Origin of the sequence: Pseudomonas sp. DC1.2, from assembly GCF_034351645.1 — a bacterium.
GTDB lineage: Bacteria > Pseudomonadota > Gammaproteobacteria > Pseudomonadales > Pseudomonadaceae > Aquipseudomonas.
Genome location: NZ_CP133782.1, coordinates 2782339 through 2799340, shown reverse-complemented (window position 1 = coordinate 2799340; position 17002 = coordinate 2782339). Strand labels below are relative to the sequence as shown.

Genomic DNA, 17002 nt, shown 5'->3' with positions numbered 1-17002 from the left:
ATGGTGTCTGCATTTGCCACGCAGTTCTAGCTAAATGCTTACAGGTCATTGGCTTATACGGTGAAGTGAAAGCTGGATGAGAATGTTTCGAGTGTATTTATCATCATATTTTTAGATTGATTTAAGGCATTTTTTACGCTTTTTATCGATTGTTACCTGATGGATGATGCTCGCCATCAACCACCGGTAGCGTGTTGTGGCATAGGCGTCCTGCCCGTGACGAACCTTTAAAGGAGACGATCATGCTTGAACTCAGACCTTTCAACTCCCTGGGCGGCGCCCATCATGGCTGGTTGGATGCTCACCACCACTTTTCGTTCGCCGAGTATCACGACCCTCAACGCATGAACTGGGGCAACTTGCGCGTATGGAATGATGACGTTATTGCCGCGGGTACCGGCTTCCCGAAACACCCGCATCGGGATATGGAAATCATCACTTACGTCCGCGAAGGTGCAATTACTCACGAAGACAACCTCGGCAACAAGGGGCGTACCGAAGCCGGGGATGTCCAGGTCATGAGTGCCGGCACCGGTATCGCTCACAGCGAGTACAACCTGGAGTCGACCGAGACCCGCATTTTTCAGATCTGGATCATCCCGAATGAGGCCGGCGCGGCGCCTTCATGGGGCGCCAAGCCGTTCCCCAAAGGCCAGCGCGAAGGTTTCGTGACACTCGCCAGCGGTAAGGCCGGTGACGACCAAAGTCTGCGAATTCGAGCGGATGCACGCTTGGTGGCGGCGAATCTTAAAGCCGGTGAGTCGGCTGAATATCGCCTCGACAGCGGGCGTCGGGCCTACCTGGTTCCGGCTACCGGTGTCATTGAAGTCAATGGCTTGCGAGCACAAGCTCGAGACGGTGTCGCGATCGCAGATGAGCAGGTGCTGCAAGTGACAGCGATTGAAGACAGTGAAGTCGTTTTGGTCGATCTGGCCTGACAGGGTCAATCGCTGGCGAAAAAAGGGGCGGCCAATGTGGCCGCCCCTTTTTTTAACATTGTGGCGAGCAAGCATGCTTCCTCGCTACAGGTCTTTAGTCACTTCGCAGCGATTGCGCCATCCACGAGTGTCTGGGCTTCAGCCACCAGTTGCCTGAGGTGTTCGTCACTGACAAAGCTTTCCGCGTAGATTTTGTAGATGTCTTCGGTGCCTGATGGACGCGCCGCGAACCAGCCGTTTTCGGTCATGACCTTCAAGCCACCGATGGCTTGGTCGTTGCCCGGCGCATGGCTGAGGATGTTGTGAATCGCTTCTCCGGCCAGCTGGGTCGATGTCACCTGGTCGGGCGACAGTTTGCTCAGCAACGCTTTTTGGGCCGGGTTGGCCTTGGCATCGACGCGCACTGAGAACGGTTCGCCCAGTTCATCGGTCAAGGCACGGTAGGCTTGGCTTGGGTCTCTACCGGTGCGAGCGGTCATCTCGGCCGCCAACAGCGCCGGTATCAAGCCGTCTTTGTCGGTGCTCCAGACGCCACCATCCTTGCGCAGGAACGAAGCCCCAGCACTTTCTTCGCCGCCAAAACCCAAAGAGCCGTCGAACAAGCCTTCCGCGAACCATTTGAAGCCGACCGGCACTTCGTACAAGCGGCGCCCCAGTCGCTTGGCCACGCGATCAATCAGACCGCTGCTGACAACGGTTTTACCTACGGCCGCATCGGCACGCCAAAGTGGGCGATTCTGGAACAAGTAATCGATGGTCACAGCAAGGTAGTTATTCGGCGCCAGCAGGCCACCGGACGGCGTTACGATGCCATGACGGTCGTGATCCGGGTCGCAGCCGAACGCCACGTCGAAACGATCTTTCAGACCAATCAGACCTTGCATCGCGTAAGTGGACGATGGGTCCATGCGAATCTGCCCATCCCAGTCCACTGTCATGAAGCGGAATGTCGGATCAACCTGGGTGTTGACTACTTCCAGATCCAGACGGTAGTGCTCAGCGATTGCCGACCAGTAACGAACCCCTGCTCCGCCCAGCGGATCGACGCCCAAATGCAATTTGGCATCGCGGATCGCGTCGAAGTCGATCACGTTAACCAGGTCGGCGACATAGGTGTTGAGGTAATCGTGACGATGGGTCGTACTGGCCTTTAGGGCCTGCTCATAGCTGATGCGCTTGACGCCGGCCAGCTTGTTGCTCAGTAACTCGTTGGCCTTGGCTTCGATCCATTTGGTGATGTGGGTATCTGCTGGGCCACCGTTGGTAGGGTTGTATTTGTAACCACCGCTTTGCGGCGGATTGTGCGACGGTGTAATGACAATGCCGTCTGCCAGGCCCGAAGTACGTCCACGGTTGTAGCAAAGAATCGCGTGAGAGATGGCGGGGGTCGGCGTGTACTCGTCGCCTTCGGCAATCATCACGGTAACGCCGTTCGCTGCCAGCACTTCAAGGGCGCTGGCACCTGCCGGCGTGGAGAGCGCGTGGGTGTCGATGCCAACGAACAGTGGACCATCGATGCCCTGGGCTTCCCGGTACAGACAGATGGCCTGGCTGATGGCCAGAACATGCCATTCGTTGAAACTCAAGTCGAACGAGCTGCCTCGGTGTCCGGACGTGCCAAAGGCGACGCGCTGAGTAGAGATCGCGGCGTCCGGCTGGCCAGTGTAGTAAGCCGTTACCAGTCGCGGGATGTCGACCAACAGTTCTGCCGGTGCCGGTTTGCCCGCAAAAGGACTGAGTGTCATGCAAAACCTCTGTAATAGAGTGGTTCAGGAATAGAAGCGCAGTTTACTGACACTTCGACCACAGTGCGACGGTAACGATCCGAGACATCGAGGATGTTTTGCGGCGGGGCTCAGTCAACCGACTCAAGACGCAAAGCATCTCCCAGCAAACCCATTGCGACGCCGAGGTCATGGTCGCCGCTGAACGTATGACTCAGGCGCAGGTGCTGTCCGTATAGGCCTTGCAGGCTGAACAGTTCGCCAGGCGCGATCACGACCTGATGTTTGAGTAGCCGCTGGAACACCCGGCGAACGTTGACCTGACGCAACGACTGCACCCAGATCGTCGCACCTCCCTGTGGCTCGACTAACTGCAGCGCGTCACCGAGGCGCTCATTTAATAGCTGGGTCATTTGCACCTTGCGCTCCTTGAGCAACCGCCGCAGCACATGGAGGTGCTGGTCGATGCGCCCGTTGCTGTAAAGACGAGCAATGGCTTTCTGGCGGATCGGCGACAGACGGAACGAGCGCAGTAGAAAGTATCGTTGCAATTCGGCGCCCAGTCGCCGCGACAACACATAACCGTAGGGCGCCTCAGGCCCGATGAACTTCTCGAAAGTCGAAAATACGATCAAGCGTTCGGGGGGCAGCAGGTCGCGAAACTTGAGCCCGCCAGGCTCAAAAACGAGTTCGCCGTCACAGTCATTTTCCAGCACCCAGCTGTCATGACGCTCCAACAGGCGCGCGACCGATTGCCTGTTGCCTGGAGGAGTCTGACTGCCGCGTGGCATGTTCAGCCCGGATGACAGCATGACCAACCGCACCGGCTTGGTCTCCAGCAGCTCCTTGAGTTGTTCAAGGTCGAATGCACCGTTGGCTTGCAGTGACAGCTCGATGACGTTTACATCGGCCTCTTTCAATAGTCGCAATATCGTCCAGTCACAGGGCGATTCGACGACCACCGTGGCGTCTTTAAGGCACAGGACGGCAATCAATATTTCCAGTACACCGCGCAAATCGGCGCCGATATAGACCTCATCGGCATGCCAGCAACGCGCCGGCGAAGAGGTATAGCGCGCGGCCAAGGCAGTGCGCAGTTCCAATTCGCCACAGGGCTGTGAAAGCGGTTGCGGCTGGCGTGGATACTGGCGCAGCAGCTCGCGCTCTAACATCAATAGCGGGCTGTCCAGAGGTTGCAACAAGGCAGGCTCATCGGCACTTAATACGAGCATGCCGGGACGTCTGGCGTTGACATACACAGTTTCGAGCAAATCATTACCGTCGGTAAGCGGGCCAATCACAGGTACAGGGAGTGCGTAATAGCCGGACTTGGCGACTGAGTAGACGCGCCCTTCCTTCTCCAACAATGAATACGCATATTGAATGGTCGAGATCGATACGTTTAAACGTCCTGCCAGCTGTCGCAACGATGGCAAACGGATTTGTATGCCGCTGCCCGGTTCATTAATCAGGCTGGTCAGGTAACGGTAAACCGCTTGGTAAGCGAAGTCGGTGTCCCTCGGCCCTTTCATGGGAAGTGGCCAGGCACGACGCCCACCAACGCTTGTGCGTTGCTCGGCGCAGTTCGGGGGGAAATCATCGTCAATTGTGTCGGATCTGCCACGCTTAACGGCCCGCCGACAATTCGCCAATCACGGCAGCGCCATCGTCCTCTCCCTCGTCTGCGGACAAACTGCATGCCTCGGTCGATTGCCTATCAGGCAGCCGGGTATCATCAAAAGCTTTCGGCGTCATTCGATAAAGCGTGCAGATCAGGCTGACAGGGAGACCACTGACATCAGCCATCCATTGCAGCACTTGTTCGGGTGCCTGAAGTCCTTGCATCGCCTTGTGCAGGTCAGGCATCGCCACAAGCATGCCTGGATGGCAACTTCGCAGAAAGCGTTCCAGTCCTGCTCCACGACCAACAAAAGGGGTGAACAGCAGGCATATCAGCTGCGTTTCGGTCAAACCAAGGCTCTTTTGCACCTCCGCCGCCGCCAGAACGCGCTGCTCGGCCATAGCGGCCGGGCTGCCGAACGCTGCGAGCGCCTGCTCGCAGAGCCGTTCGGGCACACGCTTGCGGCGCATCATCACTAATGCCCGTTGCAGGTATTCGCAGACCCCTGTTTCATAGTTGCAACCCTGTATATGCCAGGCCCTTAGCCCGCGCACGTGCGCCGCAATGGCAGGGCTGACGTATTCGTTATCACTCAGATACACCGCCATCTCGTCGGACTGCAAGCCTAGAAACTCGACAAGCAGCGGCCAGCGTTCCTCCAGCGTACCGACCACCATGTCGTGAATATCGATGTGGGTGGCGCGGCGGCATGATTCGAATCGGTCGACGGGACGCCACGGCACTCGCCCATGGTCTGTGTAGTATTCGCGATAATAGTCGTCGCCGAGGTTATCTAGGAGGGCAAATAACCTCTCAAAGCCCGTGGCGCTGACGCCAGGAGGTTTGAGCCCAGCCTTTTGTGCCGCGCGGCTCAGCCCGTCGAGGAACTGTTTTTGTTGGCGAGGCGTGTCGCTGGTGATCATGGCATCGACGCCACTGTCCCAACGAGCAATCTGCCCGTAGAACTCGCCAGTCGCCAGGTATCCGTCGTCCCACAGGTCAAGGGGGCCATTCCATTCTCGGCAGTGACCGACCATCAGCAGATTGAGCTTATTGGACTCGTCCCCGGCCTTGGAGGTTGGCAACAAATGATCGAATGGCAGGACTTCGCGGTTGTCCACCATCAATAATTCGACACGCGGATCGTCGTAGAGAAACAAAGCGCTGTAACTACGGTGGATATTTTCCAGCGCTAACGAGCCTGTCCCGCTCAAACGCAGGGTGGCCACTCGAAGTTTAAAGGTCGCAGGCGCCCTGCCGGCGATGCTCAACTGGGCAGCACGCAGTAGCGCCAAGGTGTAACAACTGTCAAACGTCCCGGTCTGAATCGCCATGACCTTGTAGTCACCTATGCGCTCAATGCCTCCGGCAGCCACCACCATGCGCTGAATCATAAGCTGCAATGCCGTGCGCTCTGCTCGAGAAAAAAAGCTCAGCAGTCTTTGCAGTACTTGCTGATAAACATAGTTCATTGCCTGCTCATGGGTAGTGGTCATCAGTGTTTACCTGGTACTCGGAAGTTCGATGTCGCGCAAACAGGGGTATACGCTGCGCGACCGATTATCAGTAAAGAAGTGCTGGCTCTCGTCATAAAATGCTAGCACTTAAACTTTTTTGTAGTTGTTTGAAATATTTATACTTATTTAGAGCCCTTCCTCGCCACCTCCCCTGCGAAGCCCGTAAAATAAGGACTTCGAGACAAAGCGCCGCGTCCTAGGAAAATTCTTACAGCGTCCCACAGACATTGAGTACAAAAAATAAAGAAAGAAGACATCCACGATTTTTCTTCAACTGAGCCATGTGGCGTTTGCCATTTACCAGTCATTAGTGCCTCTTCAAAACAATCAATCGAACGCCCAGCCATGACTCATTCCTTGAGATGAAATTAATCATTCAATTATCAGGGCTTAGATGATGATTAGAAGATACAGAATAAGAGCAAAAACCAGTTCAGTTGTCGAAGTGGCTGAACCGTTTCATCGAGCGCGCTATGGGAGGGGGGCTTAATCGGGGGACAAGACACCGTGAACAGCAGAAGCTGCCAACAGTAAAAAAACACAAAAGAAGGAGGTCAGGCTAAAAAAGAGTCCGTGCAGGCACGGACTCTGGCGGGCGGTTTACGTAGGCGCAACCTCAAGAGCAACACGTTCGCGGCATGGGCATTCGTCCATGTAGCGGTGAGCTTCGACAAACTCGGCGAACGGGAACACCCGAGTTTTGAGCGGCAGCAACACGCGGTCAGCGGTTAGTTGGTTGATGTCACGCAAGGCGCGTTGCAATGCAACCTCGTCCTGAATGATGCCCAGCTCCGGCTTGCCGGTGAAGTTACCAATGCAGTGAACGAAAAACTGAATATTTTTCTGGAACGCGGCACAAGCTGGAAACGGGGTCTGATTACCACCTTGCAGACCATAAAGCACCAGGCTCCCGCGAGGCGCCAAGACGTCGCCAAGTAACGACATCTGGGGTCCTCCGAGACCATCGAATACCACATCGACGCCACGGTTATCGGTGAGTTTGTTGACCTGCATGAGCAGGTCCTGCTCTTCGGTGACGATGACTTTTTCAGCCCCGAGGGACAGCAGATACTCACGCTCTTCTGCGGTTTTGGTCGCTGCAATCACTCGTACACCAAGGGCTTTGCCCAGCTGTACAAAAGATGGGCCGGCACAGTGGCTGGCGTCCGTCACCAAGGCGAATTGCCCTGGTTTGACTCGGGCCAGATCGACGTAGGCAAAGTAGGCAATCAGCAGCGGCGTGTAATACACGCTGGCCTCGATCGGGCTGAGCACGTCCGGGTAGCGAGTCAACGCCGAACGCGGCAGAACGATCTGTTCGCCGTAAACCGGGTAATCGTTGGGGCTTTGTGCCGGGAAGCTGGCGACCTTGTCACCAAGTGCCAAGTCATCGACTCCGCTACCGATCGCTGTCACTACACCGGACATTTCATGGCCGAGGCCTGAAGGCAGACGAGCGTGTGATGGGGCCAGATTTTGGCGCCAGAGTATGTCATACCAACTGATGCCAATTGCTTCGACGCGCACCTGCACTTCACCGGGTGCAGGCAGAGCGGCCGCATGCTCTTCGCACTTGAGCACCTCGGCTGGACCAAACTTGTGAAAACGGATCGTGCGGGACATCGCAAACCTCGTCAAAGTAACCTCTAATGCCACGAACTCTATCTGGGCTTTTTACCCAAGACCATCAGTGGCTATTAATAGTCGACATGCCTGTCATTGATTCCGCAGCGCCGGCGACATCACCAAATGCCGTAAAAAACCGAGGCAGCCCTTTAAGGAAAAATAAATTACACGGTGCAGAGTAGCAGCCTTTGCCCGTAAGATTCACGCCGGCCATTGTTCCCATATGGCCGCTCACGTCAAGCTTGCTGACTCTGCCAGGACTCCAGATGAATCGTAATGACCTGCGTCGTGTCGACCTGAACCTGTTGATCGTATTCGAAACGCTGATGCACGAACGCAGTGTGACGCGCGCTGCAGAAAAACTGTTTCTCGGCCAGCCTGCCATCAGTGCGGCGCTGTCACGCCTGCGCGGGTTGTTCGACGATCCGTTGTTTGTGCGAACGGGCCGTAGCATGGAACCGTCTGCACGGGCCGTTGAGATCTTCGCCCTGCTCTCTCCTGCACTGGATTCAATTTCCACGGCGGTCAGTCGTGCAGCGGAGTTCGATCCCGCCACCAGCACCGCGGTGTTTCGTATCGGCCTGTCGGACGACGTTGAATTCGCGTTGCTGCCCATGTTGCTCAAACGTCTGCGTGCAGAATCACCTGGGATCGTGTTGGTCGTGCGCCGGGCCAACTACATCCTGATGCCGAGCCTACTGGCCTCAGGGGAAATTTCGATTGGCGTCAGCTACACCGCTGACCTGCCTGCCAACGCCAAGCGCAAAGTGCTGCGCCGCAGCATGCCGAAGCTGTTGCGGGCCGATACCGTCCCTGGGCCACTGAGCCTGGATGACTTCTGTGCGCGACCTCATGCCCTGGTGTCATTCGCGGGTGACCTGAGCGGCTTTATTGATGAAGAGCTGGAAAAACTCGGACGCAAGCGTCACGTAGTCCTTGCGGTGCCGCAATTCAACGGCCTGAGCACGCTCATCAGCGGAACAGATATTGTCGCCACTGTGCCGGACTATACTGCCGAAGCGCTGACGGCGGCTGGCGGTGTTCGGGCTGAAGATCCACCGTTACCCGTGCGCAGTTTCGAATTACACATGGCTTGGCGCGGGTCGCAGGACAACGATCCAGGTGAACGTTGGTTAAGGTCGCGGATTCAGATGTTCTTTGGCGATCCCGATAGCTTGGCCTGATCCTGAGGGTGTAGTTGGGCGTGTGGCGCTTTCGTGACTAATGCCCAAGCTTTAAGCTTGCAATACTTGGCAACACAGATTGGCCATAATTTAAATTGATAGCCCCCTAACTAAAGGTGCATGCTAGAGGGCTGCCTCGGGCCTTATATCATTCCGAATGATAGTTACCTTTGCCTCATTCGATTCGTGAGATACCAACCTGCCGAGCATCATCCGCCCATCTCAACATATTGGCGGATGCATCCATGGAACAATCACTCAAACATTTGCGCTTCCCCCTGGCTTTATTGGCCGTGGTGATCATGAGCGCTTGCGGCAAGGCACCGCAGACTGCCGCCACGATGCCAGCGGCTAAAGTCAGCGTGGCCAAGGTACTGGAACAACCAGTCAACGAGTGGGACGAATTCACCGGACGCCTCGAAGCGCCGGAAACCGTGGAGATTCGCCCACGTGTCTCTGGGCAGATTGATGAAGTGGCCTTCACCGAAGGTGCATTGATCAAGAAAGGCGATCTACTATTCCAGATAGACCCGCGCCCTTTCCAGGCTGAGGTCCGCCGCCTTGAAGCCCTGGTTGCTCAATCCCGAGCCAACGCTACACGCAGCGAAAACGAAGCCCAGCGCGGTGAGCGTTTGCGCACCAGCAATGCCATCTCCGCAGAACTGGCCGATTCGCGTACCAGCGCTTCGCAAGAAGCCCGCGCCGCCGTCGGTGCCCTGCAGGCGCAACTGGACCTGGCCAAACTGAACCTCAGCTTCACCCGTGTCACGTCGCCCATCAGTGGTCGCGTCAGCCGTGCAGAAATTACCGCCGGTAACCTGGTTACCGCCGATACGACTGCACTCACCAGCGTCGTCTCCACCGACAAGGTTTACGCTTACTTCGACGCGGACGAACGCGTGTTCTTGAAATATACCCAGCTCGCTCGCCAGGGTAAGCGCGGCGCCACGACGCCGGTGTACCTCGGCCTGTCCAATGAAGACGGCAACCCTCATCAAGGCGTGATGAACTTCGTCGACAACCAAGTGAACCCGAAAACCGGCACCATTCGCGGTCGTGCGGTGTTCGACAACACCGATGGCACTTACACCCCAGGCCTGTATGCACGCTTGAAACTGGTCGGCAGCGGCACTTACTCCGCCGTGCTGATCAATGATGAAGCCGTCGGCACCGACCTCGGTAAAAAGTTCGTGTTGGTGATGGATGCTGACAACAAGACCGTCTACCGCGCCGTCGAACTGGGCCCGAAAATCGAGGGCCTGCGTATCGTGCGCAGCGGCTTGAACAAGGACGACACCGTCATCGTCAAGGGCTTGCAACGGGTTCGGCCTGGCTCGCCCGTCACTCCCGAAGTGATCCCGATGGCCACCAAAGAAACCCTCGCCGCTCTGGCTCAACAACGACAAGCGCTGGAAGCCAGCAATCTGCCCCAAGTCGCACCTGCCAAGGTCGCGCCGGGTTCGGTTGTGAAACTGGCTGCTGCGACTCCACGCGGTTAAGGGACGACAACTTCGATGAATTTTTCCCAATTCTTCATTTCACGGCCGATCTTCGCAGCGGTGCTGTCGCTGTTGATCCTGATCGCTGGTGCGATCTCGCTGTTCCAGCTGCCCATCAGCGAATACCCCGAAGTCGTTCCGCCGACCGTAGTGGTCCGCGCCAATTTTCCCGGCGCCAACCCTAAAGTCATCGGTGAAACCGTGGCCGCTCCGCTGGAGCAAGCCATCACCGGTGTTGAGAACATGTTGTACATGTCCTCGCAGTCGACCGCTGACGGCAAGATCACCCTGACCATCACCTTTGCGCTTGGCACCGACCTGGACAACGCACAGGTGCAGGTTCAGAACCGCGTAACCCGGACTGAGCCGAAGCTTCCAGAAGAAGTGACGCGCATTGGTATCACCGTGGACAAGGCCTCTCCAGACCTGACCATGGTGGTCCACTTGACCTCGCCGGATAAACGCTACGACATGCTCTACCTTTCCAACTATGCGATCCTCAATATCAAGGATGAGCTGGCGCGGCTGGGCGGTGTCGGTGATGTACAGCTGTTCGGTATGGGCGATTACTCTCTGCGGGTGTGGCTCGATCCGAACAAAACTGCTTCGCGCAATCTGACTGCTACCGATGTGGTTACCGCCATTCGTGAACAAAACCGTCAGGTCGCAGCCGGTCAACTGGGCGCGCCCCCTGCCCCCAATGCCCAAAGCTTCCAATTGTCGGTGAACACCCAAGGCCGTCTGGTCTCCGAGGAAGAGTTCGAGAACATCATTATTCGCGCAGGCGATAACGGTGAAATCACCCGCCTCAAAGACATCGCTCGCGTCGAACTCGGTTCCAGCCAGTACGCCCTGCGTTCCTTGCTGAACAACCAGCCAGCGGTAGCGATCCCGATCTTCCAGCGTCCAGGCTCCAACGCCATCGAGATCTCCAACGAAGTGCGCGCCAAGATGGCCGAACTGAAGAAGAGCTTCCCGGAAGGTATGGACTTCAGCATCGTCTATGACCCGACAATCTTCGTCCGCGGTTCCATCGAAGCGGTAGTTCACACCCTGTTTGAAGCGCTGATCCTCGTTGTGTTGGTGGTGATCCTGTTCCTGCAAACCTGGCGTGCCTCGATCATTCCGTTGGTGGCAGTGCCGGTTTCGCTGATCGGTACATTTGCCGTGATGCACTTGTTCGGCTTCTCGCTAAACGCCCTGTCACTTTTCGGCTTAGTGCTGGCGATCGGTATCGTGGTAGACGATGCAATCGTGGTGGTGGAGAACGTCGAGCGAAATATCGAGCTGGGACTTAATCCAGTCGAAGCCACCAAACGCGCCATGCGCGAAGTGACTGGCCCGATCATTGCGACAGCGCTGGTGCTATGTGCGGTGTTTATCCCGGCGGCATTCATCTCCGGGTTGACTGGACAATTCTATAAACAGTTCGCCCTGACCATCGCGATCTCGACGGTAATCTCGGCCTTCAACTCGCTGACCCTGTCGCCAGCGCTGGCGGCAGTATTGCTCAAAAGCCATGACGCGCCGAAGGATCGCTTCTCCAAGGTACTCGACAAGATCTTCGGTGGCTGGTTGTTCCGTCCGTTCAACCGGTTCTTCGAGAAGGCTAGCCATGGCTACGTCGGCACCGTGGGTCGGGTTATCCGCAGCAGCGGTATCGCCCTGCTCTTATATGCGGGTTTGATGGTGCTGACTTTCTTCGGTTTTGCCCACACCCCGACCGGTTTTGTGCCTGGCCAAGACAAGCAATACCTGGTGGCCTTCGCACAACTGCCGGACGCCGCGAGCCTCGACCGTACCGAAGATGTTATTAAGCGCATGTCCGACCTGGCGCTCAAACAGCCTGGCGTGGAAAGTGCGGTGGCCTTCCCGGGCCTGTCGATCAACGGCTTCACCAACAGCCCGAACGCCGGCATCGTGTTCGTGACGTTGAAACCGTTCGACGAGCGTAAAGACGCAAGCATGTCCGCCGGAGCGATTGCCGGTGCCTTGAACGGCAAGTTCGCCGGGATTGAAGAAGCCTACATGGCGATCTTCCCGCCGCCGCCGGTACAAGGCCTGGGCACCATCGGTGGTTTCCGCCTGCAAATCGAGGACCGGGGCAACCTGGGCTACGACGAGCTGTACAAAGAAACCATGAACATCATCACCAAGAGCCACAACGTGCCGGAACTGGCGGGCTTGTTCACCAGCTACACCGTGAACGTGCCGCAGGTCGATGCCGCCATCGACCGTGAAAAGGCCAAGACCCACGGCGTCGCTGTCAGCGACATCTTCGACACCCTGCAGATTTACCTGGGTTCGCTGTATGCCAACGACTTCAATCGCTTTGGTCGCACCTATCAGGTCAACGTTCAGGCTGAGCAACAATTCCGCCTTGAGCCCGAGCAGATCGGCCAGCTGAAAGTGCGTAACAACAAAGGCGAAATGATCCCGCTGGCGACCTTTATCAAGGTCAGCAACACCTCGGGCCCGGACCGCGTAATGCACTACAACGGCTTCATCACCGCTGAAATCAACGGAGCAGCTGCCCCAGGCTACAGCTCCGGCCAAGCCCAAATAGCCATCGAGAAACTGCTCAAGGACGAACTCCCTAACGGGATGACCTACGAGTGGACCGACCTGACCTACCAGCAGATTCTGTCCGGTAACACCGCGCTGTTTGTGTTCCCGCTCTGCGTATTGCTGGCGTTCCTGGTGCTCGCAGCTCAGTACGAAAGCTGGAGCCTGCCGTTGGCGGTAATCCTGATCGTACCGATGACCCTGCTGTCGGCCATTACCGGGGTGATTGCCTCGGGCGGAGACAACAACATCTTTACCCAGATCGGTTTGATTGTATTGGTGGGGCTTGCCTGTAAAAACGCGATTCTGATCGTCGAGTTCGCCAAGGATAAACAGCAAGAAGGCCTTAGCCCGCTGGCTGCGGTGCTGGAAGCTTGCCGTCTGCGTTTGCGACCGATCCTGATGACCTCCTTCGCCTTCATCATGGGCGTAGTGCCTCTCGTGTTCTCCAGCGGTGCCGGTGCAGAAATGCGCCATGCCATGGGTGTGGCGGTGTTCTCCGGGATGCTTGGGGTGACCTTCTTTGGTCTGCTGCTGACGCCGGTGTTCTACGTGTTGATTCGTAACTTTGTGGAGCGCGGTGAAGCACGCAAAGCAGCCAAAGCCCTGAAACTGGAGGCGCAGTAATGAGTTTAAAAGCCTTCCTGCCGAGCCTCTTGGTATTGGCGTTAAGCGCCTGTGCCGTAGGCCCGGACTACAAGACCCCAGCAACGCCACCCGCCAACATCATCGCAGCCGCGGAGGGTGCCAATGGCCAGAAAAACTTCGATCGCTCGCGTTTTGAAGGTATTTGGTGGCAGCAATTTGAAGACCCGACACTGAACCAGTTGGTGATGCAATCGCTGCAAGGCAACCGTGATTTGCATGTTGCCTTCGCCCGCTGGAAAGCGGCGCGAGCGATTCGCGATGACGTCGCCACAGACCAGATGCCAACGATCACCAGCCGGGCCAGCAGTGACCTGGCCAAGGGACAAATCCCCGGCCAGACCAACCAACGGGTTAACAGCGAACGCTACGACCTGGGCCTGGACATGGCGTGGGAGATCGATTTGTTCGGCCGCATCCAGCGTAATCTGGAATCGGCCAACGCCGAGCAGCAAGCGGCTGAAGCCGATCTGTACCAACTGCAAGTCAGCATGATTGCCGAGCTGGTGGACGCCTATGGCCAACTGCGTGGCGCGCAACTGCGTGAAAAAATCGCCCTGGCCAACCTGAAAAATCAGCAAGAGTCGAGCAAGATCACCGTCAGCCTGCGTGATGCTGGCGTCGGCGACCAACTCGATGTGGTGCGTGCCGACGCACGCCTAGCGTCTGTCGAAGCCAGCGTGCCGCAACTTCAAGCCGAGCAAATCCGCCAGCGCAACCGCATCGCCACCCTGCTGGGTGAGCGTCCGCAAGCACTGACCGTGGACCTCAGCCCGAAAGATTTGCCAGCGATTGCCAAGGCCTTGCCGATCGGCGATCCGGGGCAACTGTTGCAGCGTCGTCCAGACATTCTCAGTGCCGAACGCAAACTGGCCTCTGCCACGGCTCGTATCGGCGTGGCTAAAGCTGATTTGTTCCCGCGCGTCAGTCTTAGCGGCTTTCTGGGCTTCACCGCCGGACGTGGTTCGCAGATCGGCTCATCGGCGGCCAACGCGTGGGCACTGGGCCCAAGCATTACCTGGGCCGCGTTCGACCTGGGCAGTGTGCGCGCCCGTTTGCGCGGCGCCGACGCCGATGCCGAAGGCGCCCTCGCGACCTATGAGCAGCAAGTGTTGTTAGCGCTCGAAGAATCGGAAAACGCCTTCAGCGACTACGGCAAACGTCAGCAACGCTTGATTGCGCTGATCCGTCAGAGCGAGTCGAGCCGTGCAGCGGCGGACCTGGCCGAAATTCGCTACCGCGAAGGCAGCGCCGACTTCCTGGTGCTACTGGATGCTCAGCGCGAGCGTTTGGCAGCCGAAGATACCCAGGCCCAGGCAGAAGTCGATCTGTATCGCGGCATTGTGGCCATCTACAAAGCACTTGGTGGCGGCTGGGCACCGGAGACGGTCGCCAGCCAGTAACGCTTTAAAGAGCTCCTTTGGTTGGCCGCAACCAACCAATTTTTTGCCCCGCGCCTCATTTGGTTGCGGGGTTTTTTTTGCTCATTTGACGGTGGGTTGCAGAGACGACGGCTGATCAACCCGTTCGATCACCCGGTCAGCCATAGCGATTGGACATAAAGCCCGCAAACTCCTACGCTCAAATCGCTGCGAAAGCGTCCTTCGATAAAGCCCTGCCAATGATTGTGCGTCCCAAGCCGAACCTGATCGGCATTCTGTTTTCCCTCAAAGGTTCGATCGCCAAGCGCATAGCCTTACGCTGTCTGCTGGTAACGCTGCTTGCGTGCGCGATTGTGCTGGTGGAAACCTGGCACCCAGCCTTCTTCTCCAAGGTCAACGCCACACCCTTCACCCTGTTGGGACTGTCGTTGTCGATTTTCATGAGCTTTCGCAACAACGCCTGCTACGACCGCTGGTGGGAAGGTCGCAAGCAACTCGGGCAATTGATCATCGACGTGCGCTCATTACTGCGTCAAACCCAGGAACTCATGGCTGACGCCGAGCGCGAACGTCTGCTGCGCGAACTCTGCGGTTTTGCTCATGGCTTGATCGCCCGCCTGCGCCATGAAAATGAAACAAACGCGGTCCGTGACTGGACGGAGCCCCCTATCGATAGCCACCACCCGAACATCACTGACGCCTTGTTACAGCGCATTGGCGCTCGTTGTTCATCGCTGGCCAAGAGCGGTCAGATCAGCGAATGGCGCTACACGCAGCTGGAAACCAGACTGATCAGCCTGAGCCAGGTTCAGGCCAGTTGCGAGCGGATCAAACACACGCCGCTGCCCTTCCCTTACACACTGTTGCTGCACCGCACCATTTACCTGTTCTGTATCCTGTTGCCATTCGCCATGGCTGAACCTCTAGGGTGGCTGACGCCCGTGTTCACGGCCATTGTCAGTTACACGTTCCTGGGCCTGGACGAAATCGGCGACGATCTGGAAGACCCGTTCGGCTTCGATGAAAACGATCTGCCGTGCGACGCGATTTTGCGCACCGTAGAGCGCGAAGTATTGGCGGCATTGGGGCAAACCGATTTACCGCCAGCCCTGGAACCGGTCGATTACCTATTGAACTGAGTCAGGGTTTGACTCACAGCCACGCCTGACCGAAGCTGATGGCTTTGCACAAGCCTGCCAGCTTCCGGATTCCTGCATGACCCAGTCCCGCCGCTACCTGCTCATTAGCCTTTGCGCCCTGTTTGCCATTTTCATCGCGTGGTTTTTTTTACGCAGCACTGCGCCGGTGGTGTCAGAAGCCATCAAGCACGGCTACGGTGAAGCGCTGACCATGGCACGTACCGGCCAACCAGGCGCAGCGCGGGTGCTCTACCAGCAACTCGGGCGTCCTGACCTGACCGCTAAACGGCAAGGCTTGTTGCTGGCTGAACTGCCCAATTACCCTAGCCCTCAGGCACTGAAACTGGCGGATTCCGATCTGCAAAACACCGCGCCAGAGGTCCGTATAGCGGCCATCAAAAGTATTGTCGGGCTAGTGCCCGGCGGACAACGCAGCCTATTGCTCGGCCCCCTGCTCGATGACGGCGAACAAGGGGTGCGCTTTGCTGCCATCAACGCGCTGCTGGGACTTTCACCGGACGATCTGGGCTTGTACTTCGGCCCTTTGCAGCAAGCCATCGACGCGTGGGAGCAGGTGCTTGAAAAGACCCCTGAGAGTGCGGATGCACACTATCAACTGGCACGTCTGAATTTACACAACGCACGTTTTAAAGAAGCTCAGCAGTCCCTTGAGCGCACCTTACAACTGGAGCCAGGCAACCTGCCGGCGCTGGTGATGCAGATCGATGTGCTGGATAAACAGGGCCAGAGCGATGCCGCCCGACAACTTCTGGCCAGGCAGTTACAGGCCCAGCCAGACTCGGCCTACCTGCAACATGCCCTCGGTCTATGGTTGCTTCACCATGAGCAAAACGAGTACGCCTTGCTGGGGCTGTCAAAGGCCGTGGAGCTGGAGCCGAACAATAAGGAATACCGCTACGACCTCGCCACCACGTTGCACGGCCAGCAAGAGCTGGAAGCAGCGCAGAAACAGCTGCAGGAAATTGTTCAACGTCACCCGGCCGACCGTAAGGCGCGGGTTTTGTTGATCAATTACTGGAAAGAAAGCGGCCAGTTGCAGAATGTACAGATTCTTCTGGCGCAACTGGAACAACTCAACCCAGATGATCCGGCGTTGCAGCAGGGCCTGTAATCCCGGCGGTAAACCACTGGTGACTGAAAA

At 57.2% G+C, this 17002-nt stretch carries 11 protein-coding genes; 7 read left to right on the top strand and 4 right to left on the bottom strand.

Going from position 1 to position 17002, the window contains the following annotated elements; translation table 11 throughout:
* Positions 1-242 precede the first annotated feature (242 nt).
* Positions 243-938 (top strand): pirin family protein, encoded by a 696-nt coding sequence (locus tag RHM68_RS12710; RefSeq protein WP_322223491.1) that lies wholly within the window; start codon positions 243-245, stop codon positions 936-938.
* A 98-nt stretch (positions 939-1036) separates the two neighbouring features.
* Here the strand turns inward: RHM68_RS12710 and pgm are convergent, their stop codons facing one another.
* The 4 genes from pgm to RHM68_RS12690 all read right to left on the bottom strand — a co-directional run bounded on the left by pgm (position 1037) and on the right by RHM68_RS12690 (position 7423).
* Positions 1037-2683 (bottom strand): phosphoglucomutase (alpha-D-glucose-1,6-bisphosphate-dependent), encoded by a 1647-nt coding sequence (gene pgm / locus RHM68_RS12705; RefSeq protein ID WP_322223489.1) that lies wholly within the window; start codon positions 2681-2683, stop codon positions 1037-1039.
* A 110-nt stretch (positions 2684-2793) separates the two neighbouring features.
* Entirely contained in the window at positions 2794-4194 is a 1401-nt protein-coding gene (locus RHM68_RS12700) for a PLP-dependent aminotransferase family protein (protein WP_322223487.1), read from the bottom strand.
* A 94-nt stretch (positions 4195-4288) separates the two neighbouring features.
* On the bottom strand, positions 4289-5779 hold the full coding sequence (locus RHM68_RS12695) for a hypothetical protein (RefSeq protein WP_322223485.1): 1491 nt from the start codon (positions 5777-5779) through the stop codon (positions 4289-4291).
* Between the two features lie 621 nt (positions 5780-6400).
* Positions 6401-7423: a zinc-dependent alcohol dehydrogenase family protein gene (locus RHM68_RS12690; RefSeq protein WP_322223482.1), complete on the bottom strand. Its 1023-nt coding sequence runs from the start codon at positions 7421-7423 to the stop codon at positions 6401-6403.
* A gap of 269 nt (positions 7424-7692) precedes the next feature.
* Between RHM68_RS12690 and RHM68_RS12685 the strand changes: the two genes are divergently transcribed.
* The 6 genes from RHM68_RS12685 (at position 7693) to RHM68_RS12660 (ending at position 16972) form a co-directional block, all read left to right on the top strand.
* Complete coding sequence (locus RHM68_RS12685; protein ID WP_008156370.1) at positions 7693-8610, top strand: LysR family transcriptional regulator; 918 nt, start codon at positions 7693-7695, stop codon at positions 8608-8610.
* 245 nt (positions 8611-8855) lie between these two features.
* Complete coding sequence (gene mexE / locus RHM68_RS12680) at positions 8856-10109, top strand: multidrug efflux RND transporter periplasmic adaptor subunit MexE (protein WP_322223474.1); 1254 nt, start codon at positions 8856-8858, stop codon at positions 10107-10109.
* A gap of 15 nt (positions 10110-10124) precedes the next feature.
* Positions 10125-13301 carry an efflux RND transporter permease subunit gene (locus RHM68_RS12675; protein ID WP_322223473.1) on the top strand — a complete coding sequence of 1059 codons (3177 nt, stop codon included), beginning with the start codon at positions 10125-10127 and terminating at the stop codon, positions 13299-13301.
* Positions 13301-14722 (top strand): TolC family protein, encoded by a 1422-nt coding sequence (locus tag RHM68_RS12670; RefSeq protein ID WP_322223470.1) that lies wholly within the window; start codon positions 13301-13303, stop codon positions 14720-14722. Before RHM68_RS12675 ends, RHM68_RS12670 begins: the two co-directional genes overlap by 1 nt.
* Positions 14723-14940: 218 nt before the next feature.
* The gene (locus RHM68_RS12665) at positions 14941-15840 is read left to right on the top strand and encodes a bestrophin family protein (protein WP_322223468.1); all 900 of its coding nucleotides are present in this window, start codon (positions 14941-14943) and stop codon (positions 15838-15840) included.
* A 76-nt stretch (positions 15841-15916) separates the two neighbouring features.
* A complete protein-coding gene (locus tag RHM68_RS12660; protein WP_322223466.1) occupies positions 15917-16972 on the top strand; it encodes a tetratricopeptide repeat protein in 1056 nt (351 codons plus the stop codon).
* Positions 16973-17002: the final 30 nt, after the last annotated feature.

Excerpts from the sequence above, each read along its gene's own strand:
- RHM68_RS12710 (WP_322223491.1), top strand. The coding sequence starts at position 243 with ATGCTTGAACTCAGACCTTTCAACTCCCTGGGCGGCGCCCATCATGGC.
- pgm (WP_322223489.1), bottom strand. The coding sequence starts at position 2,683 with ATGACACTCAGTCCTTTTGCGGGCAAACCGGCACCGGCAGAACTGTTG.
- RHM68_RS12700 (WP_322223487.1), bottom strand. The coding sequence starts at position 4,194 with ATGAAAGGGCCGAGGGACACCGACTTCGCTTACCAAGCGGTTTACCGT.
- RHM68_RS12695 (WP_322223485.1), bottom strand. The coding sequence starts at position 5,779 with ATGACCACTACCCATGAGCAGGCAATGAACTATGTTTATCAGCAAGTA.
- RHM68_RS12690 (WP_322223482.1), bottom strand. The coding sequence starts at position 7,423 with ATGTCCCGCACGATCCGTTTTCACAAGTTTGGTCCAGCCGAGGTGCTC.
- RHM68_RS12685 (WP_008156370.1), top strand. The coding sequence starts at position 7,693 with ATGAATCGTAATGACCTGCGTCGTGTCGACCTGAACCTGTTGATCGTA.
- mexE (WP_322223474.1), top strand. The coding sequence starts at position 8,856 with ATGGAACAATCACTCAAACATTTGCGCTTCCCCCTGGCTTTATTGGCC.
- RHM68_RS12675 (WP_322223473.1), top strand. The coding sequence starts at position 10,125 with ATGAATTTTTCCCAATTCTTCATTTCACGGCCGATCTTCGCAGCGGTG.
- RHM68_RS12670 (WP_322223470.1), top strand. The coding sequence starts at position 13,301 with ATGAGTTTAAAAGCCTTCCTGCCGAGCCTCTTGGTATTGGCGTTAAGC.
- RHM68_RS12665 (WP_322223468.1), top strand. The coding sequence starts at position 14,941 with ATGATTGTGCGTCCCAAGCCGAACCTGATCGGCATTCTGTTTTCCCTC.
- RHM68_RS12660 (WP_322223466.1), top strand. The coding sequence starts at position 15,917 with ATGACCCAGTCCCGCCGCTACCTGCTCATTAGCCTTTGCGCCCTGTTT.